Below are 25,364 nucleotides of genomic sequence, written 5' to 3' on the forward strand. Positions count from 1 at the left end.
AAGAGCGGCGCCCCCGCGGAACCCGGCAACAGAATTCACCCAGGGTTCCCACAGGATAGAAATAAAGCGGAGGGATTTTTCGCCCTTTTTTGGGAAACGATAAGCCCGGCCCGCGACATCACGATAGGCGCACCGCTCAGCATTTTCTCAGCTTCGCGCGTTGGTAAACATATGCGGCGGCCAAATTGTCCGGGCACAGCCCCGGGCGCCGCAAATAGTGCCGAGACGACGCGCCCCTGCCAACCAGTCGCTCCCTATCTCCCACGCCCCGGCAGGCAGGAACACCTCCCCCCACCCTGGCACCAGGCAGCGCTCCCCTCCCCCGCGGCAGGCAGGCGCAGCGCCGTCAGCGTTATACGGCGCAGGGGACGAACGCGGGCGCCCCGCCACTGTCCGGGGGGACAGTCGTAGCAGGGCGCCTGCTTACCAGCCGCTCACTATTCGCGCGAGCGCCGACGTTTGTCCCACTGCTCTTGCTGCCGCTGCATGAACGAGCCTTGCTTTCCGCCCCCGCGCGGGCGACGCCCCGCCGCCCACTTCCGCCCCCCGCGTGGCTGCGATATGGCGTACACGACCCCCGCGAGAGCCACCAGGAATCCCAGCACCCCCAGGGTGACGGCAGGAACCGTTGCTAGCCGGAAGGCCACCGCCCCGACCAGAATCGCCATGCCCACGAAGGTTCCCGCTACCCCCACGACCACCCGGGTAAAAGAGAACCCACCGGCTGCGCCACCGGACACAGGCCGCAGCGAACTGGGGCTGGCAGGTCCGGTGGGGGCGGCAGCCCCAGGATCCTCGCCTCGCATCTGTGCCTCCAGCTGCGCAAGCACCTCACGTTCGCGTTCTGACAGGCCCATCTTCCGCTCCATTCTGCTCGCTACCTACAGGATAGCCCGCTCGCCGCCCCCTAATCGCCGTCTTGCCGCCTGGGCCGGTCCCCTTTTGCCCCGCGAGGAGACTGGCAGGTTGGACCGCCCGCGGCCCGAAACGGTTCAGCACCTCGTCAACGGAGCGTTGGGTGGCCTGCTGCCTTCCGTCCGAATCGAGCGCAAATTGCACACCGACGGCCCGCTCCACCACTCCCTCCACGCGCACCCCTACCAGCCGCACTGGCCCCGCTAGGGCCATCTCGGCCAGCAGGCGCAGGGCGATTGCTGCTAGCTCAGCATCCAAATCGGTCGGCTGGGCCAAGGTGCGAGAACGCGTATGCAGGCGGAAATCTGGGGTCTTGACCTTTAGCACGACGGTGGTGGCCAACCGGTGACGTTGCCTGAGTTGCCTGCCGCAGGTGCGGGCCTGGTGCAGGACCGTACGGCGAAGCTGCGCGGCCGTCACGTCCGCCGTAAAGAAGGTGGTCTCGGTGCCGTAGGACTTCTCCACCCGTCCTGGGCGCACCTGTCGCCGATCGTCGTTGCGGGCCAGAGCGGCCAGGCGGGCGCCAGCGGCGCGGCCCACCCACTTGCTCAGCTGACTGGTGTCAAGGCGAGCGAGGTCGCCCACCGTCTCCACTCCCCGCAGTTGCAGATTCTGCGCCGTCACTCGCCCGACACCAGGCAGGGCACCGATGGGCAGCAGGTGCAGGAAGTCCAAGGACCGGTCTGCCGGTATGAGCAATAGGCCGTCCGGTTTGGCGTGTGCGGAGGCCAGTTTGGCCAACAGCTTGGTGTCTCCGATGCCGATCGAGGCCACTACCCCGACTTCACGACGAATGGTTTGCCGCAACTGGGTGGCGATGGGCAGGGCAGATCCCCACAGCCTGCGCGCTCCCGCCACATCCAGGTAGGCCTCGTCAACGCTGACCTGCTGCACGTGCGGGGTCACCCGCTGCAGGATCGCCATCACCGAACGCGAGACCTCTTGGTAGCGGCGCATTCGGGCCGGTTGTAGTACCAGCTGGGGGCACAGCTGCTTGGCGTGGGCGACGCTCTGCGCCGCTCGCACCCCGAAAGCCCGGGCTGCGTAACTGGCCGCACTGATCACGCCTCTGTCAGGCCCGCCCACAGCCACTGGCAGACCGCGCAGGTGCGGATGGTCGAGAATCTCTACGGCGGCGAAGAAGGCATCCATATCCACGTGCAGGATGGGGGTAGCGCTGTCATCGTCACCCCAGTGACGGCGGGCGGCCGCCAACCGCGGCGCGTTGGACATGACTTCTCCTTTCTTCCCCCAAGCCACTATCTTCCCTGGTGTGAACAAGCACAGGACCGGGAAGGGGCGCGGCCGCGGGGCGCGTTCCCTCCGGGACGATTTTGCCTTGCCTGCCGGGGAGGTGGCTGGCCAGTGGGCACGGATCGAGTGTGTGCCGGACGAGCGAGGCGTGTTGTTGCTCCTCGACGGGGTAGAAAGCTCCTACCTGGACGCCCTTGACGCCGCTCACCTGGAATTTGAGTACATGCAGCAGTTCGCTGCGGTTGTCGATGCCGTCTTCCCGGCAGGCGCGGGCCTGCGCGCCTTGCATTTGGGGGGTGGCGGTTGCGCCTTGGCGCGGGCCTGGGACGCCACCCGGCCGTCCAGTAGCCAATTGGTGATCGAGTACGACGGGGTGCTGGCCCAACAGGTCCGGCACTGGTTTGCCCTGCCGCGCGCTCCCCGCCTGCGAATTCGCCACGCCGAGGCCCGCGCGGCGCTGGCAGGCAATGCCGGTCAGTGGGACGTTATCGTGCGTGACGTCTTCGTGGGCCGCCAGGTGCCACCGCACCTGCGCACGAGCCAGTTCTATGCGTTGGTTCGCGCGCGCCTGGCTGCCGGCGGGGTGTTTTTGGCCAACCTAGCTGACGGTCCGCCGCTGAGCGAGGCCCGGCGGGAGGTGGCCACCGCTTTTTCCCAGCTGCCGGATCTGGCCCTCATCAGCTTCCCGGCCGTGTTCTCGCAGCGTCGGTTTAGCAACCTGGTGCTGGCAAGCGCCCCGGGGGTGGATTGGGCTACCACCGACCTGGCTCGCCGCCTCACCCGGTTGCCGTTGCCAGCCACATTCCTCAGCGGAACCAAACTGGCGGAGTTCGCCGCGGGCCACGCCCCGTTTATGGATCCGCCTTCTCCCACCGGGCAGCCAGCTGCCTAGCGGCCCCAAGCGGCGAGAGACACTGGTGGGGTGGCCGCATGGACTACTCCCCGGAAGTTGGGCCTGGTAATCGGGTTCCTTCTTCCGGGGAGCAGTTCAGCAGGCCACCCCACCGACTTGTCTTTCCGTGAATTACAGGGGAACGACGTTCTCCGCCTGCGGCCCCTTCGGACCATCACTGATGTCGAACTGCACTCGCTGCCCATCCTCCAAGGTGCGGTAACCCTCAGTCTGGATCGCCGAGTAGTGGACGAAAACGTCCGGGGCGGTGGGGTCTTCCTGCGCGAGGAAGCCGTAGCCCTTCTCCGCCTTAAACCACTTCACTGTGCCCTGAGCCATGCATTTGTCCTTCCGGGACGTTGTTACCTTCAGCAATGCCGCAACACCAGTCCCGGTCCGCTCGCCACCGCTACGGGAAAACCGCCTGGAGGATACTTCTGCGCGGGGAACGCGGGTGCAACCCCCCAAGCATTACATGCCCCACCCGCCTACACCCGAGGCACGACGCAAATATCGCGCTCGAACGGTTTAGCCGAGAGTGAACTTCTAGGTGGGGTCCACGTCCTTGCGGTACCGACCGCGCCGCTTGGGCTGCTGCCCCGGATCGACTTCTAGGACCGCGTCCCGATGCGCCCGCTCATCAATCGCATCGGCCGAATCAACCATGCGCAGGAACTCCGCCAACTGCCCAGCGAGCTCTTCGGCGTCGGGCAGCTCCCCTTCCCCGGGGCCAGAGATGAGCTCGGGCCGCAGGGAGTCGTGCTGCTCCTCCAGGGAGGAGATGACCTCGGCCAACGGCGACTGCCCCGCCACCACCGCATCGATCTGCCCGGCGGTGTGCCGAGCCGCCGCCTCCAGGTCACCGATGGGCAGCTTCAAGCCGGTTACCTCTGTCAACTTGCGGATCAGCGCCACCGCCGCGGGCGCAAAGTCAGACTCGGCCAGATAGAACGGCACCGCCGCCACCAGTCCGAGAGCAGTTCCGCCCCGCTGCGCTTGGTCTATCTCCAACATGGAATCCATGGAGGCGGACAGCCGCATGGCTCCGATCATGAGCGGTTGCCCGGCGGTGGCATCGGCATCGTTACCGTGCAGGTGCACCGGCAGAGGGCGCGAGTGCGCCACCGGCATGGGGGCGCCGTGTACCGACACCGTCATTTCCACCCCCGCTGCCGCGATGATCTCCTCCACGGCGTGCCGGAAGGCCTGCCACTTGAAGTCTGGCTCGGGGCCGTGCAGCAACAGGATCGGCACCCCTGCGTCGTCGTGGATCAGGTCCAGGGCGATCTCGGGGCCTTCGACGTTGCCCAGCTGCCAGTTCTCCAGCCACACCGCGGGCCGGTTGGCGCGGTAATCGACGAATTCGTCGGATTGGAACGTGGCGATGCGGGTTACTGGCAACGCCGCGCGCAACTGCTCGGTCACCAAGCGCCCGGCACTGCCCGCGTCCATCGCTCCTTGCAAGTGGTGGAGCAGCACGGGGGCGCGCACGCCGGGAACGTGCACGTCGTAGTACTGGTTCATAGTCACCTCCACCTATCTCAACGCCCTGTGCTTCCTAGCCTATTCCCACCCCTGGCTTGCTGCGGCTCACACGCCGCACGGTGCGCGCTGCGGGGTGCCTTCCGCATAATTAATAGCTGCCCCTTTAGAAAGGTTGCTCGCCCTATGCGTGTTTCTGTGCCCGAAAACACCCCCGCTGTCCGCGACGAAGAGATCGAGCGCGAGCAGAAGCAGGTGGATGCGGCCTACGCCGCGCTCGATGCACGGCGGGTGCACTACCGGGCCGAGCAAGCCCGCGTCCAGGCAGAGAACTATGCCTCCACCCCCCAAAACCGTACCGAGAGAGACGCTTTGGCAGCCCACTACGGCGACGAGGCGACACGGCTGGCCCAGATAGAAGACCGGTTGGTGTTCGGGCGGCTCGACATGGTCGACGGGGAGAAGCGGTACGTGGGGCGTATCGGTTTGGCCGACGATGCGGGGGCCAAGCTGCTGCTGGATTGGCGGGCTCCCGCCTGTGAGCCCTTCTACCGGGCGACGGCGGCCCAACCGCTGGGGGTGGCACGGAGACGTCACGTGTTGACCCGGGCCCGGCGGGTGGTCGACCTGGAGGACGATCTGTTGGACGGCACGTCGGGCCTGGATCTGGCCGAAGTGCGGGGGGACGGCGCGCTCATGGGGGCGTTGTCGGCGGCGCGCTCGGGGCGCATGAACGACATCGTTGCCACCATCCAGGCTGAACAGGACGAGGTTATTCGCGCGCCCCTGGACGGGGTGCAGATTGTCCAGGGCGGGCCGGGCACCGGCAAGACAGCGGTGGCCCTGCACCGCGCCGCCTACCTGCTGCACACCCACCGGGAGCGGCTGGCGCGGTCCGGCGTGCTGATTTTGGGACCGTCGCGCGCTTTTCTGCGTTACATCGAGCACGTCCTGCCCTCTCTCGGCGAAACCGGCGTGGTCTCCACCACGCTCGGCGATTTGCTGCCGGGCAAGCGGGTGGGAGCGGTCGATACGCGCGCCGCTGCGGAGGTGAAGGGCCGGGAGGTGTGGCGCGACATTCTGGCTCGCATCGTGCGGGCGTTGGAGCGCACCCTGCCGCGCCGCCAGCTGCGCGTGGGAGGCGTGGGCATCTGGCTGGAGCCGGATGAAGTGCGGGCGGCCATCACGCGGGCGCGTCGCACCGGTTTTCCCCACAACGAGGCCCGCGTGAAGTTTGTCGATGTCATGATCGAGCAGTTGGCCGTGCGGTACGCCGCGGCACTGCAGGGCCCGAAGGCCGAGGTGGATGACTGGATGCGGGCCGAGTTGCGCTCCGATCCCGACGTGCGCACGGCTTTGAATCTGTGTTGGATGCCGATCGATGTGGAGCGTCTGCTTGCCCGCATCTATTACCATCCCCACTACTTAGACACCTATGCTCCCGAACTGAGCGAGGACGACAAGGCACGCATCTGGCGCCCCCTACACAGCGAGCTGACTGAGGCGGACATTGTGCTGTTGGACGAGCTGAGCGAGCTGGTGGGCGATACCCCGCTCACGTGGACGACCGATGCGGAGGCAACCCGGCGGGCCGAGGAGGTGGCGGCGGCCCAGGCGGCTTTGGAGACGGCGGGGCTGGCGGGTGGTCTAGTGAGCGCCGAGATGTTGGCCGACCGCTTCGCCGACTTGGGCGAGGAGTTGACGCTGTCGGAGCGCGCCCGCCGGGACCGCCGCTGGACTTACGGCCACATAATCGTTGACGAGGCACAAGAGTTGAGTCCGTTGGCGTGGCGGGCGGTGCTGCGCCGCTGCCCCGCCAGGTCGTTGACCGTCGTGGGGGACCTCGCCCAGGCCTCTTCGTTGGCGGCGCGCCGCTCGTGGGCAGCTGCGCTGGCCGGGGTGGAGACTGCGGCGCTCAGCGAGCACGTCTTGACGGTGTCCTACCGGACCCCCAAACGCATCATCGACGCGGCGGGCGAGGTCTTGGCACACCTGACCGGGCACGCTCCCCCGCCGATGACAGCGGCGCGGGACCTGCCTACCGCCCTGGCCGTGACCCCGACGCTGCTCACACAGTTGCCAGACTTGGTGGCGACCGAGTTGGCCACCCTGGATGCGGACAAGGGCGTCGAGGCGGGACGGCTGGCGGTCATCGCTCCAGCGGGGCAGGTGGCGCAGGCACGGGAAGTGTTGGCCGACTTTCTGACGCAAGCTACCGGCGAGGCGGATCTCCTGCAGCGGGTGGTGGTGCTCACGCCGCTGCTCGCGAAGGGGCTGGAGTTCGACGTGGTGGTGGTTTTCGACCCGCTGGCGCTCGCCACGGTGACGCCCGCCGATCTCTACGTGGCGATGACGCGCCCCACCACCCGGCTGGTGGTGGCGCACCCTACCGCCCTGCCCGCGCGGCTCGGTGACATCCTGCACACGGGCGCCCGCCTGCCGTAACGTCCGCCAAGCGGGCAGCCTCGCACTTCGGCGCCGCAGCAGGCACAATGGCGCCATGACGCGCATTTTGTTGCTGGAAAACCCCCATCCGGTTGCCGACGAGGTGTTGGCATCCCACGGCTACGAGGTGGTGCGCCACGCGGGAGCCCTGGACGAAGAGGAACTGATCGAGGCTCTGGACGGCATCGATGTAGTGGGCATTCGCTCCAAGACCCACATCACTGAGCGCGTGCTGGCCGCCCGCCCGGGCCTGCTGGCCATCGGCGCCTTTTGCATCGGCACAAACCAGATCGCGCTGTCGGCTGCCGCGCACCAGGGCATTGCCGTCTTTAACGCCCCGTACTCCAATACTCGCAGCGTGGTGGAGTTGGCGTTGGCCGAGATCATCTGCCTCACGCGGCGCCTGACGCCGAAGAACGACGCTCTCCACGCCGGCGTGTGGGATAAGTCGGCTGACGGGGCGCACGAGGTGCGGGGTCGCACCCTGGGGATCGTGGGGTACGGCAACATCGGTTCCCAGTTGTCGGTGTTGGCCGAAGCCATCGGCATGCAGGTTATCTATTACGACATCGTGGAGAAACTGGCCCTCGGTAACGCTAAGGCGATGCCCTCGCTGGCGGCGCTCTTGGAGCAGGCCGACATCGTCTCGGTGCACATCTCCGGCTCTGCTGGTACCCAGGCGGTGTTCTCCGATGCGGAGTTCGCGCGCATGCGCCCCGGTTCCCTATTTATTAACCTCTCGCGTGGGCACCTGGTGGACTACGACGCCCTCCACCGTGCCCTGGACTCGCGGCACTTGGCGGGAGCGGCCGCTGACGTCTACCCCTTAGAGCCCAAGGCCAACGGTGACGAGTTCGATTTCCCGTTGCGCGGCTACGACAACGTCATTCTCACCCCCCACATCGGCGGTTCCACGGAGGAGGCCCAGCACAACATCGGACGGTTCGTGGCGAACAAGCTCTGTGACTTTTTGCAGGCAGCGTCCACGGACATGGCGGTCAACCTCCCCCAGTTGACGCTGCCGCCTTCGCCCACCTCGCGCTATCGGGTGGCCTTCGTGCACCGCAATACGCCCGGGGTTCTGGCATTGGTCAACCAGACCTTTGCGGAGGCCGGGGCCAACATCGACGGGCAGATTCTGGGCACCCGCGGTGATATCGGCTACGTGTGCACCGACATCGCCTCGGAGCTGCCGGTGGAGGCCATCGCCGCCATTTCCGAGATGGAACCCACTATTCGGTTGCGTGTGCTCGGTCTGTGACCAAGCGGCAGGCAGCCGCGCCCGGCAGGCCTCGGGCGCGGCTGCCGCTTTTGTAGTTCCCCACCACCCCCAACCTACGGAACCGTAAGTTAAGCTGGGCTCGCATCGCCACGGGCGCACCAGCGCCCCTACCTCCGGGAGCGCTCATGACGATTACCGCCCGTTCGCACCAACACTATGGGCCTGGCGTGCCCACTACCGTCGAGATACCCACCGGGGACCTCTATGCGGGCCTGGAAACTGCCGCCACCCGCGCCCGCGACGTTGTCGCCCTAGACTTTTTGGGGGCCACCACCACCTACGGCCATCTTCTCGAACAGGTCGAGCGGGCGGCCCATGCCCTGCATCTGCAGGGCATCAAGGCCGGCGATCGTGTTGCCCTCGTCTTGCCCAACTGCCCCCAACACGTCATTGCCTTCTACGCGGTCTTGCGCCTCGGCGCGGTGGTGGCTGAACACAACCCACTCGCCCCCACCGAGGAGCTAGAAAAACAACTCGCCCGCCACGGGGCCCGCGTCGTCATCGCGTGGGAACCAGTGTTGGCCCGCCTGGCCGCCCACCATCCCGCGGGCGCTGATCGCCTTTACGTCGCGGTGGATCTCACGGCCGCGATGCCAACCAAGCTCCGCCTAGCGCTGCGCCTGCCAGTGCGGGCGGCCCGCACCAAACGCGCCGAGATGCGCGCCGCAGTGCCGACCGGTACCCCCTATCTGGAGCGCGTAACAGCCCGCGCCCACCGGCTCGACCCCGCCCACCCGCGCCCCCGCAACACGGACCTCGCGGTGCTGCTGCACACCGGCGGCACCACGGGCGTTCCCAAAGCGGTGATGCTCACGCACCGCAATCTGTTGGCTAACGCCGCCCAAGGCAAGGCTTGGCTACCGTTCATGCGGGACGCCGAGGAAGTCATCCTGTCGGTGCTGCCGTTCTTCCACGCCTTCGGGCTGCTGCTCTGCTTGGTCTACGGCATCTCGCGCACCTCGACCCTGCTGCTGTTGCCTCGTTTCGATGTCGACTTGGCACTAGCGGCCAATCGGCGACGTCCCATCACCTTTCTGCCTGCCGTCCCCCCGATCCTGGACAAGCTGGAGGCGGCGGGCCGCGAACGGGGCGCCGATTTCACGGCCTGCCGCACCTCGCTGTCTGGGGCAATGTCGCTAGATCCCGAGGTTGCCCGCCGTTGGGAAGACTTCACTGGTCACCTGGTAATCGAGGGCTACGGGATGACGGAGGCCTCCCCCATCATCCTCGGCAACCCCGTCTCGGATGCCCGCCGTCCCGGGGCCCTAGGGGTAGCGTTTCCCTCCACCGAGGTCCGCATTGTTGACCCAGAAAATCCTACCGTCGACGTGCCAACAGGACAGACTGGGGAGCTGATCGTCCGCGGTCCGCAGGTCTGCCAGGGCTACCTCGACGAGCCGACAGAATCCGCCCAGCTGTTCACCAAAGAAGGCTGGCTGCGCACCGGCGACATTGTGCGCGATGAGGACGGCTTCGTGGTGATGGCCGACCGCCGCAAAGAGCTCATCCTCGTCGGCGGTTTCAACGTCTACCCCTCCCAAGTTGAGGAGGCTGTGCGCTCCATGCCGGGGGTGCTAGATGTGGCCGTGGTGGGGATGCCAAGTGGCTCGGTAGGTGAATCAGTGCTGGCCGCCCTCGTGCTCGAACCCGGGGCCGGAGTCACGTTGGAGGAGGTCCGCGCCTGGGCGGAAAAGTCCATCTCGCACTACGCGCTGCCCCGCCAGATCGCCATTCTGACCGAACTGCCACGGTCCGCCCTCGGCAAGGTACTGCGCCGCAGTGTCCGCGAGCAGTTGCTCCAGGCGCAAGCCACTGTTGGCTCGAAAGTCGAGGAGGCGCGCGAATTGGCGCGGCAAGCGGCCGCCGCCGTCAGCTCCGCCCTTGATGAACGCCGGTCCTCCCGCACGGACGGCGACAAGGCTCCACAGTGAGCGGGCGCACCCCGGCGACGGCGTACGTCCGCCCGCACTACGCCCCCGGGGTCGCGGCCACCATTCCCCCACCGACAGGCAATCTGTGGCAGGTGCTGCAGGCCAGCGCCCGCGCCTACCCCGAGGTGGTAGCCATCGACTTTCTGGGCAAGTGCACCACCTACCGGGAGTTGCTGGCCGCCGTGGAGCAGGCGGCGGGCGCGTTAGCGGCAGCTGGGGTACGGCAGGGCGACGTGGTGGCACTGTGCCTGCCGAACTGCCCCCAACACGTGGTGGCCTTCTATGCGGTGCTGCGCCTCGGGGCCATTGTCGCCGAGCACAATCCCCTCGCCCCTGCCCACCAGCACCAGACGCAGTTGGCGCGCCACGGGGCGCGGGTAATCATCGCCTGGGAGAACGCGGCCGCCGCTATCGCAGGCCACGACCCCGGCCTGACTCTGTTCAGCGTGAACCTGGCCGCTGCCCTGCCCGTCGGCAAGCAGCTGGCCCTGCGCTTGCCGGTGGCCCGCGCCCGCCAGGTGCGCGCCAAGCTCCGGGCCCGCCCGCCGGCTTTCGCTCGCCCCTGGGGCGCAGCGCTACGCCGGGCGCCCGACCCGCCCCCACCGGCCACCGCGGTGGACGGTGCGGCGGTGGCCGTGCTGCTGCACACCGGCGGCACCACCGGCGAGCCCAAGACAGTGATGCTCAGCCACGCCAATCTGCGCGCCAACGTGTCCCAGGCCCTGCAGTGGGTGCCGCACCTCAACAACGGTGCCGAGGTGTTCCTGACGGTATTGCCGTTCTTCCATGCCTTCGGGCTGACGTTTAACCTGTTGTGCGCCGTCGGGAAGGCCGCCACGCAGCTCATGTTCCCCACCTTTGACGTCGAGCTGCTCTTGCCCGCCTTACAACGCCGCCCCGCCACGTTTTGCGTGGGAGTGCCGGTGATGTTCGAGCGGCTCCTGCAGGCGTCCCACAAGCGCGGGGTGTCCCTGGCAACTCTGCACACCGCCGTGTCTGGGGCGATGGCGCTGCCAAGCGACTTAGCACGCGACTGGGAGGCAGCCACCGGCGGACTCATCGTGGCCGGTTACGGCATGACGGAGACCTCCCCGATCGTCTCCGGCTCTCCGCTGACCGCCGCCCGCCGCCCCGACAGCCTCGGGGTGCCTTTCGCCTCCACCGACGTGCGTATCGTTGACGAGACGGGGGCCGACGTCGCGCCCGGACAACCGGGCGAATTGCTGATCCGTGGCCCGCAGGTGTGCCTGGGCTATCTGCACGACCCGGCGGCCACCGCCGCCCTCATCGACGCCGACGGTTGGCTGCACACCGGCGACATTGTGCGCGAGGAGGACCACTTCCTCTACCTGGCAGATCGCCGACGCGAGTTGATAATCGTCAATGGCTTCAACGTTTATCCATCTGCGGTGGAAGCCGCGCTCAGCGGGCACCCGACCGTCAAGGAGGTGGCGGTCGTCGGCCTGCCGCGCGGCGCGGCCGGGGAGGAGGTTGTCGCCGTCGTCGTGCCGCAGGAGGGGGCCACCCCCACCCTGGACCAGCTGCGCGCGACAGCCGCCCAGGAGCTGCCGCATTACGCCCTGCCCCGGCGCCTGGAGTTGGCCGAGACCCTGCCTCGCAACGAGATCGGCAAACTGCAGCGACGGCTCGTGCGCGAATCTTTGCGCTGACCGCCCCTGCCATACTGACTCCAGCGGCGAGGGAAGGCATCATGGGAAGACGACTGGCAAGTTTGGGCATAGTCTGCCTTGGGCTAGCTGCGGCCTGCACCACCGCCCCGCCCCTCCGGGCCCCGGCTGCGGCGACGACCCCACCGACGGCCACCGCCCCACCGGCAGCCACCGCCTCCGGTGCCCCATCGCCGAGTACCCCGGCGGTGGAGCAGCTCCTGTCCCGCATGAGTGTGCGCGACAAGATAGGGCAAATCATCTGGCCCTACGCCTACGGCGCGAGCGCCGACGACACCTCCCGGGCCGCCGACAACCAGGCCGTCTTCGGCCCGGAAGTGCACAGCCCGGCCGAAGCAGTTGTTACCCACCGGTTGGGCGGCCTGCTCTACTTCACCTGGACCGACAACCTCTCCACTCCCCTCGACCCCGCCCAGGTGGCGGAGCTATCCGCGGACCTACAGGCCAGCGCCGCCCGCAGCGGGCTAGTTCCCCTCGCCTTGGCCGTCGACCAGGAGGGCGGACCGGTAAGTCGCCTGGGGGCACCCGCCACGCTCCTGCCCCCGGCCCTGGCGGTGGGGGCCGCCAACCAGCCGGAGCTGTCCCGGCGTGTCGGCGGCGTCCTCGGGCAGGAACTAGCCGCCCTGGGCATCAATGTCGACTTCGCTCCCGCCGTGGACCTCAACACCAATCCCGCCAACCCGATCATCGGGGTGCGGGCCCTCGGGGACGATCCACAACGGGTCGGACCGCTGGCGGCAGCGCAAATCGAAGGCCTGCAGGCGGCCGGGGTGGCCGCCACTGCCAAGCACTTCCCCGGTCACGGCGACACCGCGGTTGACTCCCACCTCGGGCTGCCCATCGTCACCTACGACGAAGCCACCCTGCAAACTCATCTCGCCCCCTTTCGGACCGCCATTGCGGCGGATGTCGACCTGATAATGAGCGCCCACATCATTGTCCAGGCCCGCGATCCACAGCGCCCCGCCACCCTTTCCCCTGCGCTCCTCACTGACCTCCTCCGGGACGATCTCGGCTACACCGGGCTCATCACCACCGATGCCCTCGACATGGAGGGGGTGCGCCTGGCGGTCCTGGAGCCCGGCGAGGCCGAGGCTTACGCGCAGGCAGACCCGGATCTGCATGCCACCGTCACGGGACGGGTCTGCGTGCAGGCGCTGCAGGCCGGGGCGGACGTGCTGCTGAGCGTCCCGGACGTGCCCGCGGCCGTTTCCGCTATTGAGGCGGCCCTGGCCGATGGCTCGCTCCCCTCGGCGCGCCTAGACGACGCTGCCCGGCGCGTTCTGACTTGGAAGGCCAAGCGCGGCCTGCTCGCGCCCCCGCAAGTGGAGGCCGCCGCTGCCGCCGACCAGTTGGGCCAGGCCCAGCACCAACAGGTAGCCCGCGAAGTGGCGGGGGCGGCCGTTACCGTGGTGCGGGCCGGGGCGCCGCTGCCACTGAGCGTGCAGTCCACCCCGCGCCTGGCCCTGGTCGGGCCACCGGAGGCCGCCCCCGAGTTCTTCGCCCAGGCGCTGCGGCAAGCAGGCTTCGCGGTGGAGACGATCACCAGCGCGGATCTGGTGCCGACCGCAGGCGAGCGGGCCCGGATGGTGGCCTTGGCCGAGCGGGTCGACGTCGTCCTCGCCCTGACTGCTGATGCGGACGACGCGCAGCTGCAGTTCGTGCACCAGCTGGCCGCCCTGGCTACCCCGCTGGTCGTGGTGGCCACGGCCACGCCATACGAGCTGGCGCACTGGCAGCAGGAAGCCGATGCTCCCGCGCTCCTCGCCACCTTTAGCACCGCCCCCGGCGCGGACAGCGCACTGGTCGCGGCCCTGACCAGTGGCAAGGCCCCGGGCAGCCTGCCGGTGCGTCTGTCGCTGCCCGCCACCGAGAAATAGTCTTCCTCCCCAGCCCCGTTCGGCAGCCTGCCGGGGGATACTTGCTGGAGCACACGATTCAAGGAGGACTTGTGAGAGCACTGGCGTCACTCTGTGCAGCCACCCTGTTGGCTGCCAGTCTCGCGGGCACAGCCCATAGCACCATGCAGGACAGCGATCCGCAGTCGACAACCGGTTCACGCGCCGAAGAGATCCTGTCCCAAATGACGCTCGATCAGAAGGTCGGGCAGCTGCTGTGGACACACGTCTACGGCGCAAGCGCCGACGACGAGAGTTTGGCGGCGAAAAACCAGGCCGTCTTCGGTCCAGACGTACGCACGCCGGCACAGGCGGTAGCCAAGTTCCATCTGGGGGGCGTGCTGTACTTCAACTGGTCGGGCAACCTGAAATCCAACCCGACCGACCTACAACAAGTCGCCACCCTTTCCAACGGCCTGCAGGCCGCCGCGAAAACCTCCGGCGCTCAGGTGCCCCTGGCGATCACCATCGACCAGGAGGGCGGCTTGGTCGCCCGCGTGGGTTCCCCGGCCACGGTCTTTCCCGGCAACATGGCGCTCGGTGCCACCGGTCAGGTTCCCCTGGCGCTGGCACAGGGACAGGTTTTGGGACGCGAACTGGCAGCCCTCGGCATCAACGTCGACTTTGCCCCCACCGTCGACGTCAATACCAACCCCGCCAACCCGGTCATCGGGGTGCGATCAATCAGTGACGACGAAAACCTTGTCGCCGAGCTCGGAGCCGCCCAGATCACGGGCATGCAGCAGGCTGGGGTGTCGGCTACGGCCAAGCACTTCCCCGGCCACGGCGACACCGAAGTGGATTCGCACCTGGGGCTGCCCGTGGTCAAGTATGACCGCGCCACGCTCGACCGGCACCTGACGCCTTTCAAGGCGGCGATAGCGGCCGAGGTGGACATGATCATGACTGCCCACATCATCGTCGAGGCGATCGACCCGACGATGCCCGGGACCCTGTCTAAGGCCGTTTTGACGGACTTGCTGCGGGGCGAGTTGGGCTATACCGGGCTCATCACCACCGACGCCCTCGACATGGAGGGGGCCCAGCTGGCTGTGATGACTGAGGAGGAAAAGGTCCGCTACCGGCAGCTGAAGGACGCAGAGAAGGCCGCCAAGGATCAAGCCGCAGCCGACCCAACCTACGCCGACCAGGCCCAGGCGGCCTCGGCGGAGTTCAAAGCATTCATGGCCCCCATCCGCGGCCGGGTCGCAGTCAAGGCCTTGCAGGCGGGCTCCGACATCTTGCTCAACGTCTACGACGCACCGGCAGTCATCAACGCGGTCAAGGCGGCGCTGGCCGACGGCACACTCAGCAGCGAGCGCTTGGACGAGTCCGTGCTGCGCATCCTCAAATGGAAGGAACGACGCGGCATCCTCGACCACACCCCGGTCGATCCGGCGGCGGCCGCCAATGTGGTCGGGAGTCAGGACGATCTGGCCGTTGCCCGCCAGATCGCTGACTCGTCGGTGACGTTGCTGCGCAACAACTCGCACCTGCTGCCGCTGTCCGCTGCCCGGACGCCGAAGGTGTTGGTGGCCGGCTCTACCTACGGCAATCCCGAGTTCTTCCCGCCTGCCTTGGAGGCGGCCGGCTTCACGGTGACGTTTAAGTCCACGGCCAAGATCCAGCCCACCGACGAAGAGATAGCGGCGATGGTGGAAGCGGCCAGGCAGGTCGACGTGGTCCTGCTAACCACCTACAACCTCTCTGCCGCCCAGGAGCGCATGGTGCGGCAGGTGGCGGCCACAGGCAAGCCAGTCATCATGGTTTCTACCCGTAATCCCTACGACCTGGCCAAGTTTGAGGCCGAGGCCTTCCCGCAGGCGGCGATCGCTACCTATTCCAACAAGCAGGTCTCGGCCGAGGCGGTCGTGCGGGTGCTGGTCGGCCAGGACCCGGTTGGTAAGTTGCCGGTGGCGGTACCGAAGACAGACGGCAGCGACGTGGCCTATCCCCGCGGCTGGGGCCTGAACTATCGGGATATCGAGCGCGTGGCCGGGGCGGACCGGTATGCCACCGCGCGGGAGGTATTGGCAAGCGGTGATTGGGCGGATACCGCGCTGCTGGCCTCCGGTACGACGTTCGCCGACGCGGTGGCAGCTCTGCCATTGGCGCAGGCCCTGGATGCCCCGGTGCTGCTGACTGGTCCCACCCTGGACAGCGAACTGATTCCCGCGTTGCAGGCACACGGCATCACCAAGGTGACCATTGCTGGCGGCGAAGGCTCGGTGCCCGCAGCGGTTGCTGACGGCCTGCGCCAGGCCGGGCTGCAGGTCGAGCGGGTGGCCGGGCCCAACCGGTATGCCACCGCAGTTGCCTTAGCGCAGGCCACCGTGGACGCTAGCCCGGATATCGAACGGGTGCTGGTGGCCGACGGCACCAATTTCCCGGACGCCCTGGCGGCGGGGACCGCGGCGGGCCCGGCCCAAGCCGTGGTGCTGCTCAGCGACGGCGGGCGTCTGCCCGCTGCCGTCGAGACGTTCCTCGCCGATCGCAACCTTAAGTTGGTCGGGGTAGGGGGCGCAGCGGCAACTGCTCTGCAGCACCCGCACGGTGCGCCCCTCGACTTTGAGGCCGTGACGGGGCGGGACCGCTACGCCACGGCGGTGCAGCTGGCGGCCAAGTTCCTGCCGCAGCCCCGCGCAGTTGTGGTGGCCTCCGGACAGGATTACGCCGACGCCCTCAGCGGAGGCTCGCTGGCCAACGACCGCCAGGCCGCGTTGTTTTTCACCCCGGCGACGACTCTGCCCGGCACAGTCCGGTCGGCCTTGGCAGACAACCCCGAGCTGCGCCACGTCGTGGTGGTGGGCGGGCAGGCCTCCGTCAGTGAGGCCGTCTATGCCGAGCTAGCGGGAATTTTGCGCCGCTAGCCGCCCTCGTCTGCACGCGGCGGCGGAGCCTTGGCGGGCTCCGCCGCCGCGTTTCGTAAAGGTAGGCAGGGGCTACTGGCTCGCCCGCAGCGCCGCTATCTCCCGTTCGAAATCTTCCAGGCCGGAGAAGTTTTGGTATACGGAGGCAAACCGGAGGTAGGCCACGACGTCTAGCTCGCGCAGCGGCGGCAAGATCGCCATGCCTATGTCGTGGGCGTTAATTTGGGCAGCGCCCGTGGCGCGGATCGTGTGCTCGACACGCTGCGCGAGCAGTGCCAGTTCATCGTCGGTAACTGGACGCCCTTGGCAGGCACGCCGCAAGCCGGAGACGATTTTTTCCCGCGAGAAGGGCTCCAGCGCCCCGGAGCGCTTATGCACGAAAAGACTGGCAGTCTCGGTGGTGGTGAAGCGTTGTTGACAGCCGGCACACTCCCGCCGTCGCCGGATGACGCTGCCGTCCTCGCTGGCTCGCGAATCGACTACGCGCGAATCAGCGTTCAGACACAGGGGGCAACGCACTCGGTCTCCTCGGCTCGGGGCTGGAATGCAAAGCCTACCCTGTTAACCACCGGTAGGCAGTGCCCGCGCAGCCCTGCGCTGCCGATTACGCGCCCACGCGCGGGCTGCGCGCCCGTCTTCCCTCACGCCAACGGGCCGAAGCCAGCGACCGCCGCGGCAACCGCCACCACGACCACGACCGTTCCGAGGGCCACTACCCCCATGGCAATGTTCTCCGCCACCCGGCGGAGACGTGCCCAACCTCGCTGCGGTTTGCTCGGCACCTGCCCCCGCACTCCAGGCGAGCAGTGCACGGGGCGCACCGCCCCCACCGGTCGCGGCCGGGCTGGACGCCCCGTTGAATCGGCGACGGGACGCGGCCGCGCAGGGCGCACGGGCAGGGTAGGCGACGGCGAATCGGTGCCCCCGGTCACCGGGGCGGCGATCAAGTCTGGGACGGCGCGCAAGTGCCGCCGCACAGGGGTAGGCCGCGGGGTGGTTAGCACCGAGCTGATCGGCAAAGCACTCATCTTCATCTCCTCGAACACTTGTTCGTCGAACATCTGTTCCCATGCTACGACCCGGGCACCCGTTTGTCGAGATTCATTCGAACAGACGTTTGCTTTCCGGTATCGCGGTCCGTAAGCTGGTGCCCTAAGTGCAACGCGAGGCACTGACATTTTGAGGAGGAGCAGTGGAGCCTGAATCAGTACTCTCTGCCCGACAGGTCGAGATCCTGGACTTCATCACCCAAAGGACCGCCAATACTGGCTATCCGCCGTCGATGCGGGAGATCGGCACGCACGTGGGCCTGTCGTCCACGTCCTCAGTCAAGCACCACCTTGATGTCCTAGCCGAACGTGGGTTCATCCGCCGCGACCCCCGGCGCCCGCGCACGATTGAGATTCTCGGCGCACAGGCGCCCGCTGCGAAGGTCACCAAGCTGCCGGTGGTGGCACCGCCACCGCTGGCCGATGACGAAGAACCACTGCCCGCCCCCACCTACGTGCCGCTAGTGGGCCGTATCGCCGCTGGCAACCCGATCCTGGCCGAGCAACACGTGGAGGATGTCATGCCCCTGCCGCGTCGTTTTACCGGCGCGGGCGAACTATTCATGCTCGAGGTGGTGGGTGACTCCATGGTCGATGCCGCTATCTGCGATGGCGACTGGGTGGTGGTGCGCCGCCAAGCCGTGGCGGACAACGGCGAGATAGTCGCTGCCATGTTGGATGGGGAGGCCACCGTCAAGACGCTGTCGCGCCGTGACGGGCACGTGTGGCTCTTGCCGCGCAACTCCTCCTACCCCCCGATCCCGGCAGATGAGGCCACGATCCTCGGCAAGGTGGTGACCGTCATTCGGTCCCTGTAACGCGCGGGTCTGCCGCGATTGCCTCGACGGCAGACTTTGGGGGCGGAACCACGGCGTGGTTCCGCCCCCAAAGTCTGCCCCCGGGCGTCTAGAAGCCCAAGTCGCGGGCGACCGCGCGCAGCTGCATCGCCGAGGATGTCAGCAAATCGCGCTCGTGCATCGTGATTGGTGGCTCCAGCACGCGCCCGGCCCCGTTGCGATCGACGATGGTCGGCACCGCCATGCAGACATCGGTGATCCCGTTCCAGCCATTGAGCAGGGTAGAAACAGTCAGCACCCGGTTCTCGCCGCGCAGTACCGCCTCGATAATCTTGGTGACGGCCAGCCCCACCGCGTAGTTGGTAGCTCCCTTACCGGCGATGATCCGATAGGCGGACTCGACCACGTCCACGCGAATGCGTTCCTTCAGCGCCTCATCGAAACGGCGCCCGTCCCCTAGATCCCACCGCTCCAGCGGCACGTTGCCGATCTCGGCGGTGGACCACAACGGCACCTCCGAGTCGCCGTGTTCCCCGGCAATGTAGGCGTGAATGTTCTGCACGGCGATGCCGGTCTCCAGCGACACGAGATAACGCAGCCGGGAGGTGTCCAGCACGGTGCCGGAGCCGAACATTTGCTGCTGCGGTAGGCCGGAGATCTTCAGCGAGGCATACGTGACGACGTCGACCGGGTTGGTCACCAAGATGTAGACCGCGTTCGGGGCCACTTCCAGGATTCCCGGCAGGATCTTCTTCATGAGATCGACGGTCGCCCCGGCCAGCTCCAGGCGCGACTGGCCGGGGTTTTGCTTGGCGCCGGCCGTGATGACGACAACGTCGGCATCCCGCACCGCCTCAATGTCGTCGGATCCCAGGACCTGGTTCATGGGCGTGAACTGGATGCCGTGGGCGATGTCGAGGGCTTCCGCCTCGACCTTGGCCTTATTGATGTCGTAGAGCACCACTTCCCGTGCCACGCCGCGGATGACGGCGGCGTATGCCAGGGTGGAGCCCACCGCGCCGGCTCCAATAATGGCCAGTTTCGAGGGCCGGGATTCGCCGCGGGTTGGGTACAGGGTTTGGGCAACGTTGTCGGGACCGGACATGTCTACTCTCCTTTAGGGCAACCGGCAGTACTTCTAGGCTAGTGCGTGTTGTCAGGCGTCGGCAGGGCCCTTAGGGCTGATTATGTTTAGTGGCCGTGTCCGCGAGGCGTGCCAAAGCCCCCTTGACTGTTGCCAGTTCTCTGGTTACCCAGAACTCCGGCAAACTGCGGCGAAAATAACTGCCGTAGCGGGCCGTATCAATGCGGGGGTCTAGGAGCGCCACCACCCCCCGATCGTCAGCCCGCCGAATGAGTCGCCCGGCCCCCTGCGCGAGTTTCAGGGCCGCGTAGGGCACGGTCACCGTCATGAACGCGTTGCCGCCCCGGGCGGCCACGCGCTCGCTGCGAGCTTCCAACACCGGATCGTCGGGACGCGGGAAGGGGATGCGATCGATGGTGACCAGACGGCAGGTATCCCCGGGCACATCCACCCCCTGCCAGAGGGACAGGGTGCCAAACAGGCAAGCGTGCGGATCCGTTTGGAACAACTCCAGCAGCGTGGGCAGCTGATCCTCCCCCTGGCAGTAGAGGGGAAAATCGACTGCTGCACGCACATGCTCCGCGGCCCGCACGGCGGCCCGCCGCGAGGAGAAGAGGCCGAGTGCCCCACCTTGGGAAGCCTCGATCAGTTCCACCAGTTCGTCCAAGAGCTGTGGGGAAGTGCCGTCCTTAGTCGGGGCGGGCAGGTGCGGCGCGAGGTAGCAGATGCCCTGCCGGGCGTAGTCAAAGGGGCTGCCCACATCCAGGCTCTGCCAGGGCTGCTCGGTCAGCCCCAGCCCGAGCGAGGCCGCGACCGCTGAGAAATTGCCCCCGAGGCTCAGGGTGGCGCTGGTCAGCACCGCCGCCCGATCCTGCAAGAGCTCAAACGCAACCTTGTCTCCCACTTCGATGGGACAAATCACCAGCTGGGGCGGTTCTTGCCCAAAATTGGGTCGCTCGACGTAGGCCACCTCCCGGCGCTCAGCGATCGCGGGCGACAGCGCGTGCTCGGTGGCAGTGACCAAATCGGTGAGGGCGGCAGCGGCCGCCGTCGCTTTGGCCACTTCGTCGGTGGCCATACCCGGGCCGGGCTTGCGGCACGTCTCCAACGCGGTGACGGCCGCTGCCCGCACCAAGGTCAACGCCTGCACCAGCTGTGGGCCGGGACCATCGGGCAGCCGCCCGTCGTCGATCTGCCACAGTTCGTTTTCCAAACCGCGCCCGGCCTCTTCCAGGGCCCCCACCTGCGCCCCGCCCCCGCGCCGCGCGGTGGCCACCACCCGGGCCACAGCGGGGCCGGACAGGGTGAAGGTGTTGTGGCTTCTTACCCGCTCCACAAGGTCGTGTGCTTCGTCAACGATCAGCACGTCGTGCTCGGGCAGGGCCGCGCTGTTGCCGCCCGCCACCACCGCCAGCATCGCGTGGTTCGTAACCACGACGTCGGCAGCGAAGGCGGTGGCACGCGCGGTTTCTGCAAAACAATCAGTTAGGTATGGGCAGGCCCGTTTGAGGCACCGTGCTCTGTCCATCGAGACCTGCGCCCAGGCCCTATCGGAGACACCAGGCACCATATCGTCGCGATCGCCTGTGCTGGTGGTTGCCGCCCACTCCCGTGCCCGCAGCACCTGTTCCTCCAGCTCGGAGCGGGCCCCCTGCCCCTCCTCGACCCCGCTAGCCTCCCCAACGCTGAACAGGGAGTCAGGAGTGGCTGCCTCGGTCACCTTGTAGCGGCAGACGTAGTTCGCCCACCCCTTCAGCACCGCGAAGGTGGGGGCCGTGCCTAGCACCTGCTCCGTGGCGGCCGCCACTCGGGGGGCGTCCTTGCGCAGGATCTGGCGTTGCAAGGGCAGGGTGGCGGTCGAGATAACCACCCGCCTCCCGGTGCGGGCGGTGTAGGCCATGACCGGTGCCAGGTAGCCGATCGATTTCCCCGTGCCGGTGCCCGCCTGCACCAGCAGGTGGCTGCCCGTCTCCAGGTGCGCGGCGACGGCGTCTACCATCGCTGCCTGCCCGGCGCGCGGAGCGCCCCCGAGTTGGGCGACGGCGTGTCGCAGGATTTCTAGGCTGGCGGCAGCGGCGTCCTCGCTCACGGCTGTGCGGCGCGCGCCAGCTCCTGTGCCAAGCCCGGCCGGACTCGTGCCACCAAGCGGGTGCCTGCCTCCAGGTGTTCCTCCACTTCTATCTCCCCTTCTGCGTGCACGCGCCCCACCAGATCCCCTCGGCTGTAGGGCACCACCAAGTCAATTTGGGTGCCGGGATGGGGAAGCTCAGCGGCCAGTCGCCGCTGCAGCTCGTCGATGCCCTGCCCGGTGTAGGCCGAGACTGCCACCGCCTGCGGGAAGCGCGTGCGGAGGGCCAACAGGTCCACCGGATCGGCGAGGTCCACTTTGTTGAACACGATCAGCTCGGGCACCTCGCTGCCTCCAGGAATCGTGCTAATTACCTCGTGGACCGCCTCGATCTGTCCCCCTGGATCGGGGTGCGCGGCGTCGACCACGTGCAGTAGCAGATCCGCTACCGCCACCTCCTCCAAGGTGGAGCGAAAAGCCTCCACCAATTCGTGGGGCAAATTGCGGACGAAGCCAACCGTGTCGGTCAGGGTGTAGGCGCGTCCCTCGGCTGTCTCCGCCTTGCGCACTGTTGGGTCCAGGGTGGCGAACAACGCGTCGTGCACCATCACGTCGGCGTCGGTGAGTCGGTTCAGCAGGGAGGACTTGCCGGCATTGGTGTAGCCGACGATCGCCACCGCCGGTACCCGGTGGCGTTTCCGGTTCAACCGGCGAGTCTCCCGGGCCGGGGCCATGGCGGCTATCTCCCGCCGCAGCTTCGCCATCCGTTGCCGGATGCGCCGCCGATCCAGCTCAATCTTGGTCTCCCCGGGGCCGCGCGACCCAATACCGGCACCGGCCGCTACCCGCCCACCGGCTTGCCGAGACATGGACTCCCCCCAGCCCCGGAGGCGCGGCAGGAGGTATTCCAGCTGTGCCAACTCGACCTGCGCCTTGCCCTCCCGTGACTTGGCGTGCTGGGCAAAGATATCCAGGATCAGGGCTGTGCGGTCTACCACCTTGACCTTCACAACGTCCTCCAGACCGCGTCGCTGCGAGGGGGCGAGTTCGGAGTCGACAATGACGGTATCGGCCCCGGTCTCCGCCACGATCTCGGCCAGCTCCGCGGCCTTGCCTTTCCCGAGGTAGGTGCCGGGGTCGGGGGTAGCGCGCCGCTGCAGCACCCCGTCAAGCACCTGGGAGCCTGCTGTCTCTGCCAGCGCGGCCAGCTCCCGCAGGGACACCTCGGCCGCCTCGACGCCGCCAGTGGACCACAGGCCCACCAGCACCACCTTCTCCAGCCGTACCTGCCGGTACTCCACCTCGGAGACATCTTCCAGTTCGGTGGATAGCGAAGGCACACGCTTTAGGGCCAGTCGCTCCTCACGTTCCAGCTCACCGGCCGAGGACTCAACATGGCCCTCGGTCGAGGCGAGGGCCGTGCCCGCCCTGGCCAGGATGCGGGCCACGATGTCATCTTCGCGAATGGGGGGCTGTGCGTCAGTCATTGGATCCTTGCAGTTGGGGTGGGCAGTTGCCTGATTGTCCCATCTTTTGCGCGTGAGCGCGTCGCACAGGCGCGCGTGCTGGGGATACCGTTGCCCTGTGGATCACTACTTTTCTGACTCGGCCGCGGTTGACGCCGCCCGCACGCAGCACGAGGTGACGGTGGCGGGGCGGACCTGGCAGGTGGTGGGGGCCGCCGGGGTCTTCTCCACCGGTCGGCTTGACCCGGGGACCGCGGTGCTGCTGGCCCATGTCCCTCCCCCGCCCGCCACCGGCTATTTGGCCGATCTGGGCTGTGGCTGGGGCCCGCTGACCTTGACATTGGCGGCCGCCAGCCCGGCCGCCCAGGTGGTGGCGGCCGACATCAACCCGCTCGCCCAAGCACTGACGCGGGAAAACGCTGCCCGCGCCGGCTTGCCAAACGTGGAGGTGCTAGGCGCCGATGCTCCCGCCCGCCTCAGGCAACGCGGCATTGAGCTGGCGGGATTATGGTCCAACCCCCCGATTCGCATCGGCAAACAGGCCCTGCATCAGCTATTGCAGTCCTGGCTACCGCTCCTCGCCCCGCATGCGCCCGCCCACCTGGTCGTCTCCAAGAACCTGGGTGCCGATTCCTTAGCACGTTGGCTGACGGACAACGGCTTCCCGACCATCCGCCTCGCCTCGGCCAAAGGCTTCCGCGTGCTGGAAACCAGACGATCCGCGGACTAAGACTAGAAAATTTCCTTTCCTACTCAGTCAGTGGCCACGTCAGTCAATCGCCAGCCCTCACTGCCCTCCTCCGTGGCTGCCACATCGAGGGTGACGGTTTCTGCGTCGACCGCGGGCCAGACCACGGTCACCGCCACGGTCTCGTCTTCCGGCAGCGGCTCAGTGGAACCTAGGTCGGCTAGTGGCACCTGGGCGCCGTCCTCCGTGAAAGTGACCGGCGCCAACCGCAATTGCCCGTCCAACACCGCTACCGTCTCCCGGTTGTCGTTCGAAAGCCCCAGCCAGTCTGCGGCGGAGCGTGTATGACTCTCCCCGGTGGCGGTGACCAGAAACTCGCCGACGAGGAAGTCGCCGTGGCGCTGCAAACTGTTGACGGCGATGCGCACCGCCTCCTGGTTCTCACTATCGACCACTTCGATGGGCCCCTGCCCGACCAGCTCGTTGCGGGCGGGCACGGGCACCTCTTCTCCGGCGCTCGGCGGCACCAGCGCTCCCTCAACGTCCGCGGTGATGGTCACCTCGACCCGCCGATTTGCTGCGGCGTCAACTTCCGGGACCAGCGGCTGATTTGCCCCCTGCCCGCTGGCGGAAAACTCAAATCCTGCTCCCGCCAGTTGTTCTTGCAACGCCCCGGCTACCGCCTCGGCGCGGGCCTGCGACAAGGCCAGATTATCGGCGGCCTCACCAACGCCATCGCTGTGCCCCGTCACTTGGATGGTGCCCCCACTCAGCGGCGCGACGTACGTTGCGAGGTCCGCGAGTGCGTCGTGGGCCGTGTAAGTCAGGTCAGGCGAATCCGGCACGAAGAGGTCGTCAGTGGGCAGGACAGCGGTGACACCTGCGTCGGTCTGACTGATACGCAGGCCAGAGGACGTCTCGGTGAGCGAGACATTCAGAGCGTGGGGGGTCGCCGGGAAGCGGGCACCGAGCTTGTCCAGCTCTGCGGCCAACGCCGACGGGATCTCCGTGTCGAGCACCGGCACGTTGTGCACCATGCCAATACCGGGCAGGAGCACCGAGAGCTGCGGGCCCGCGACGGCAGCGGTCGCCAGGTGAGCCACCGCGGGCTCGGAACTTTCCCCTCCTACCGGCAGTTTCTCGGTGGCGAGCGCGGTGGCGGGGTAAAGCTGTCCGGTGGTGAAGTCGACGACGGCGGCCCCGGTCACGCCCTGGGAGTTCGGGGCAGTCCAGTGGGGCGCCAAGTCCACCGTCTTGTCGCCGCGTCCTACCACATTTACCGGCACCACCAGTCGCTCTGCCTGGCGCAAGGCAGGTCCGACGGTGACGGTGAGGTCCACGCCCTGGAGGGAAGTGTGCCGGGTGACTGCACTGCCCTGGGTGGGGCTGGCGGCGTCGAAAGGCACCGCTGAGGCGGAGGAAGACGTCGCTCCTCCGGCCTGCACCGGCCCAAACATGCCACAACCGCTCACTGCTAGGGCGGTGCCTGCCAGCAGCCCCACTGAACGCCCGAACCGCAACATTTGCCTCCTGCGTCAATAACTCACCCGTCCTC

General features: G+C 67.5%; 19 protein-coding genes. 9 read left to right on the forward strand and 10 right to left on the reverse strand.

The features are described from left to right. Positions 1–437: 437 nt before the first annotated feature. Both BSZ40_RS06745 and dinB read right to left on the reverse strand, forming a co-directional pair. Positions 438–857, reverse strand: a complete 420-nt coding sequence (locus tag BSZ40_RS06745; RefSeq protein ID WP_073824515.1) for a DUF3040 domain-containing protein — start codon at positions 855–857, stop codon at positions 438–440. Further along, a complete protein-coding gene (dinB, locus tag BSZ40_RS06750; RefSeq protein ID WP_073824516.1) occupies positions 832–2,148 on the reverse strand; it encodes a DNA polymerase IV in 1,317 nt (438 codons plus the stop codon). Before dinB ends, BSZ40_RS06745 begins: the two co-directional genes overlap by 26 nt. A gap of 40 nt (positions 2,149–2,188) precedes the next feature. Here dinB and BSZ40_RS06755 point away from each other — a divergent pair, with 40 nt between their 5' ends. After that, entirely contained in the window at positions 2,189–3,061 is an 873-nt protein-coding gene (locus BSZ40_RS06755; RefSeq protein ID WP_143180904.1) for a spermidine synthase, read from the forward strand. A gap of 132 nt (positions 3,062–3,193) precedes the next feature. On the opposite strand, the gene BSZ40_RS06760 is transcribed toward BSZ40_RS06755, so the two are convergent. Together BSZ40_RS06760 and BSZ40_RS06765 are read right to left on the reverse strand one after the other, a co-directional pair. Further along, the gene (locus BSZ40_RS06760; RefSeq protein ID WP_073824518.1) at positions 3,194–3,400 is read right to left on the reverse strand and encodes a cold-shock protein; all 207 of its coding nucleotides are present in this window, start codon (positions 3,398–3,400) and stop codon (positions 3,194–3,196) included. Positions 3,401–3,607: 207 nt separating this feature from the next. Further along, a complete protein-coding gene (locus BSZ40_RS06765) occupies positions 3,608–4,585 on the reverse strand; it encodes a PAC2 family protein (protein ID WP_073824519.1) in 978 nt (325 codons plus the stop codon). Between the two features lie 144 nt (positions 4,586–4,729). Between BSZ40_RS06765 and BSZ40_RS06770 the strand changes: the two genes are divergently transcribed. The 6 genes from BSZ40_RS06770 (at position 4,730) to BSZ40_RS06795 (ending at position 16,657) form a co-directional block, all read left to right on the forward strand. Then, a complete protein-coding gene (locus BSZ40_RS06770) occupies positions 4,730–6,988 on the forward strand; it encodes a HelD family protein (protein ID WP_073824521.1) in 2,259 nt (752 codons plus the stop codon). 55 nt (positions 6,989–7,043) lie between these two features. Beyond that, positions 7,044–8,249, forward strand: coding sequence for a phosphoglycerate dehydrogenase (gene serA, locus BSZ40_RS06775; protein WP_073824523.1), 1,206 nt, complete (start codon positions 7,044–7,046; stop codon positions 8,247–8,249). A gap of 188 nt (positions 8,250–8,437) precedes the next feature. Next, complete coding sequence (locus BSZ40_RS06780) at positions 8,438–10,201, forward strand: AMP-binding protein (protein WP_245793925.1); 1,764 nt, start codon at positions 8,438–8,440, stop codon at positions 10,199–10,201. Next, the gene (locus BSZ40_RS06785; protein ID WP_073824525.1) at positions 10,198–11,871 is read left to right on the forward strand and encodes an AMP-binding protein; all 1,674 of its coding nucleotides are present in this window, start codon (positions 10,198–10,200) and stop codon (positions 11,869–11,871) included. Before BSZ40_RS06780 ends, BSZ40_RS06785 begins: the two co-directional genes overlap by 4 nt. Before the next feature lie 41 nt (positions 11,872–11,912). After that, a complete protein-coding gene (locus tag BSZ40_RS06790) occupies positions 11,913–13,769 on the forward strand; it encodes a glycoside hydrolase family 3 protein (RefSeq protein WP_124912176.1) in 1,857 nt (618 codons plus the stop codon). A 71-nt stretch (positions 13,770–13,840) separates the two neighbouring features. Further along, complete coding sequence (locus BSZ40_RS06795) at positions 13,841–16,657, forward strand: glycoside hydrolase family 3 N-terminal domain-containing protein (RefSeq protein ID WP_073824527.1); 2,817 nt, start codon at positions 13,841–13,843, stop codon at positions 16,655–16,657. A gap of 72 nt (positions 16,658–16,729) precedes the next feature. Here the strand turns inward: BSZ40_RS06795 and nrdR are convergent, their stop codons facing one another. Both nrdR and BSZ40_RS06805 read right to left on the reverse strand, forming a co-directional pair. After that, positions 16,730–17,176, reverse strand: a complete 447-nt coding sequence (gene nrdR, locus BSZ40_RS06800) for a transcriptional regulator NrdR (RefSeq protein WP_073824529.1) — start codon at positions 17,174–17,176, stop codon at positions 16,730–16,732. Positions 17,177–17,298: 122 nt separating this feature from the next. After that, entirely contained in the window at positions 17,299–17,718 is a 420-nt protein-coding gene (locus BSZ40_RS06805; RefSeq protein WP_073824531.1) for a hypothetical protein, read from the reverse strand. 131 nt (positions 17,719–17,849) lie between these two features. Between BSZ40_RS06805 and lexA the strand changes: the two genes are divergently transcribed. Next, the gene (gene lexA / locus BSZ40_RS06810; protein WP_073824532.1) at positions 17,850–18,524 is read left to right on the forward strand and encodes a transcriptional repressor LexA; all 675 of its coding nucleotides are present in this window, start codon (positions 17,850–17,852) and stop codon (positions 18,522–18,524) included. An 88-nt stretch (positions 18,525–18,612) separates the two neighbouring features. Here the strand turns inward: lexA and BSZ40_RS06815 are convergent, their stop codons facing one another. The 3 genes from BSZ40_RS06815 to hflX all read right to left on the reverse strand — a co-directional run bounded on the left by BSZ40_RS06815 (position 18,613) and on the right by hflX (position 23,142). Next, the gene (locus BSZ40_RS06815; protein ID WP_073824534.1) at positions 18,613–19,608 is read right to left on the reverse strand and encodes an L-lactate dehydrogenase; all 996 of its coding nucleotides are present in this window, start codon (positions 19,606–19,608) and stop codon (positions 18,613–18,615) included. A 70-nt stretch (positions 19,609–19,678) separates the two neighbouring features. Beyond that, complete coding sequence (locus tag BSZ40_RS06820; protein WP_073824535.1) at positions 19,679–21,676, reverse strand: ATP-dependent DNA helicase; 1,998 nt, start codon at positions 21,674–21,676, stop codon at positions 19,679–19,681. Beyond that, entirely contained in the window at positions 21,673–23,142 is a 1,470-nt protein-coding gene (hflX, locus tag BSZ40_RS06825) for a GTPase HflX (protein ID WP_073824537.1), read from the reverse strand. The genes BSZ40_RS06820 and hflX overlap by 4 nt, the downstream gene beginning before the upstream one ends. 97 nt (positions 23,143–23,239) lie before the next feature. Between hflX and BSZ40_RS06830 the strand changes: the two genes are divergently transcribed. Then, positions 23,240–23,851, forward strand: coding sequence for a class I SAM-dependent methyltransferase (locus tag BSZ40_RS06830; RefSeq protein WP_073824539.1), 612 nt, complete (start codon positions 23,240–23,242; stop codon positions 23,849–23,851). 23 nt (positions 23,852–23,874) lie between these two features. On the opposite strand, the gene BSZ40_RS06835 is transcribed toward BSZ40_RS06830, so the two are convergent. Then, positions 23,875–25,332: an OmpA family protein gene (locus BSZ40_RS06835; protein ID WP_073824540.1), complete on the reverse strand. Its 1,458-nt coding sequence runs from the start codon at positions 25,330–25,332 to the stop codon at positions 23,875–23,877. Positions 25,333–25,364: the final 32 nt, after the last annotated feature.

It is taken from the genome of Buchananella hordeovulneris (assembly GCF_001907235.1).
GTDB classification, from domain to species: domain Bacteria; phylum Actinomycetota; class Actinomycetes; order Actinomycetales; family Actinomycetaceae; genus Buchananella; species Buchananella hordeovulneris.

Bases quoted from the DNA above. Each gene is read 5' to 3' on its own strand.
- BSZ40_RS06745 (WP_073824515.1), bottom strand. From the start codon at position 857: ATGGGCCTGTCAGAACGCGAACGTGAGGTGCTTGCGCAGCTGGAGGCA.
- dinB (WP_073824516.1), bottom strand. From the start codon at position 2,148: ATGTCCAACGCGCCGCGGTTGGCGGCCGCCCGCCGTCACTGGGGTGAC.
- BSZ40_RS06760 (WP_073824518.1), bottom strand. From the start codon at position 3,400: ATGGCTCAGGGCACAGTGAAGTGGTTTAAGGCGGAGAAGGGCTACGGC.
- BSZ40_RS06765 (WP_073824519.1), bottom strand. From the start codon at position 4,585: ATGAACCAGTACTACGACGTGCACGTTCCCGGCGTGCGCGCCCCCGTG.
- BSZ40_RS06770 (WP_073824521.1), top strand. From the start codon at position 4,730: ATGCGTGTTTCTGTGCCCGAAAACACCCCCGCTGTCCGCGACGAAGAG.
- serA (WP_073824523.1), top strand. From the start codon at position 7,044: ATGACGCGCATTTTGTTGCTGGAAAACCCCCATCCGGTTGCCGACGAG.
- BSZ40_RS06790 (WP_124912176.1), top strand. From the start codon at position 11,913: ATGGGAAGACGACTGGCAAGTTTGGGCATAGTCTGCCTTGGGCTAGCT.
- BSZ40_RS06805 (WP_073824531.1), bottom strand. From the start codon at position 17,718: ATGTTCGACGAACAAGTGTTCGAGGAGATGAAGATGAGTGCTTTGCCG.
- BSZ40_RS06815 (WP_073824534.1), bottom strand. From the start codon at position 19,608: ATGTCCGGTCCCGACAACGTTGCCCAAACCCTGTACCCAACCCGCGGC.
- hflX (WP_073824537.1), bottom strand. From the start codon at position 23,142: ATGACTGACGCACAGCCCCCCATTCGCGAAGATGACATCGTGGCCCGC.
- BSZ40_RS06835 (WP_073824540.1), bottom strand. From the start codon at position 25,332: ATGTTGCGGTTCGGGCGTTCAGTGGGGCTGCTGGCAGGCACCGCCCTA.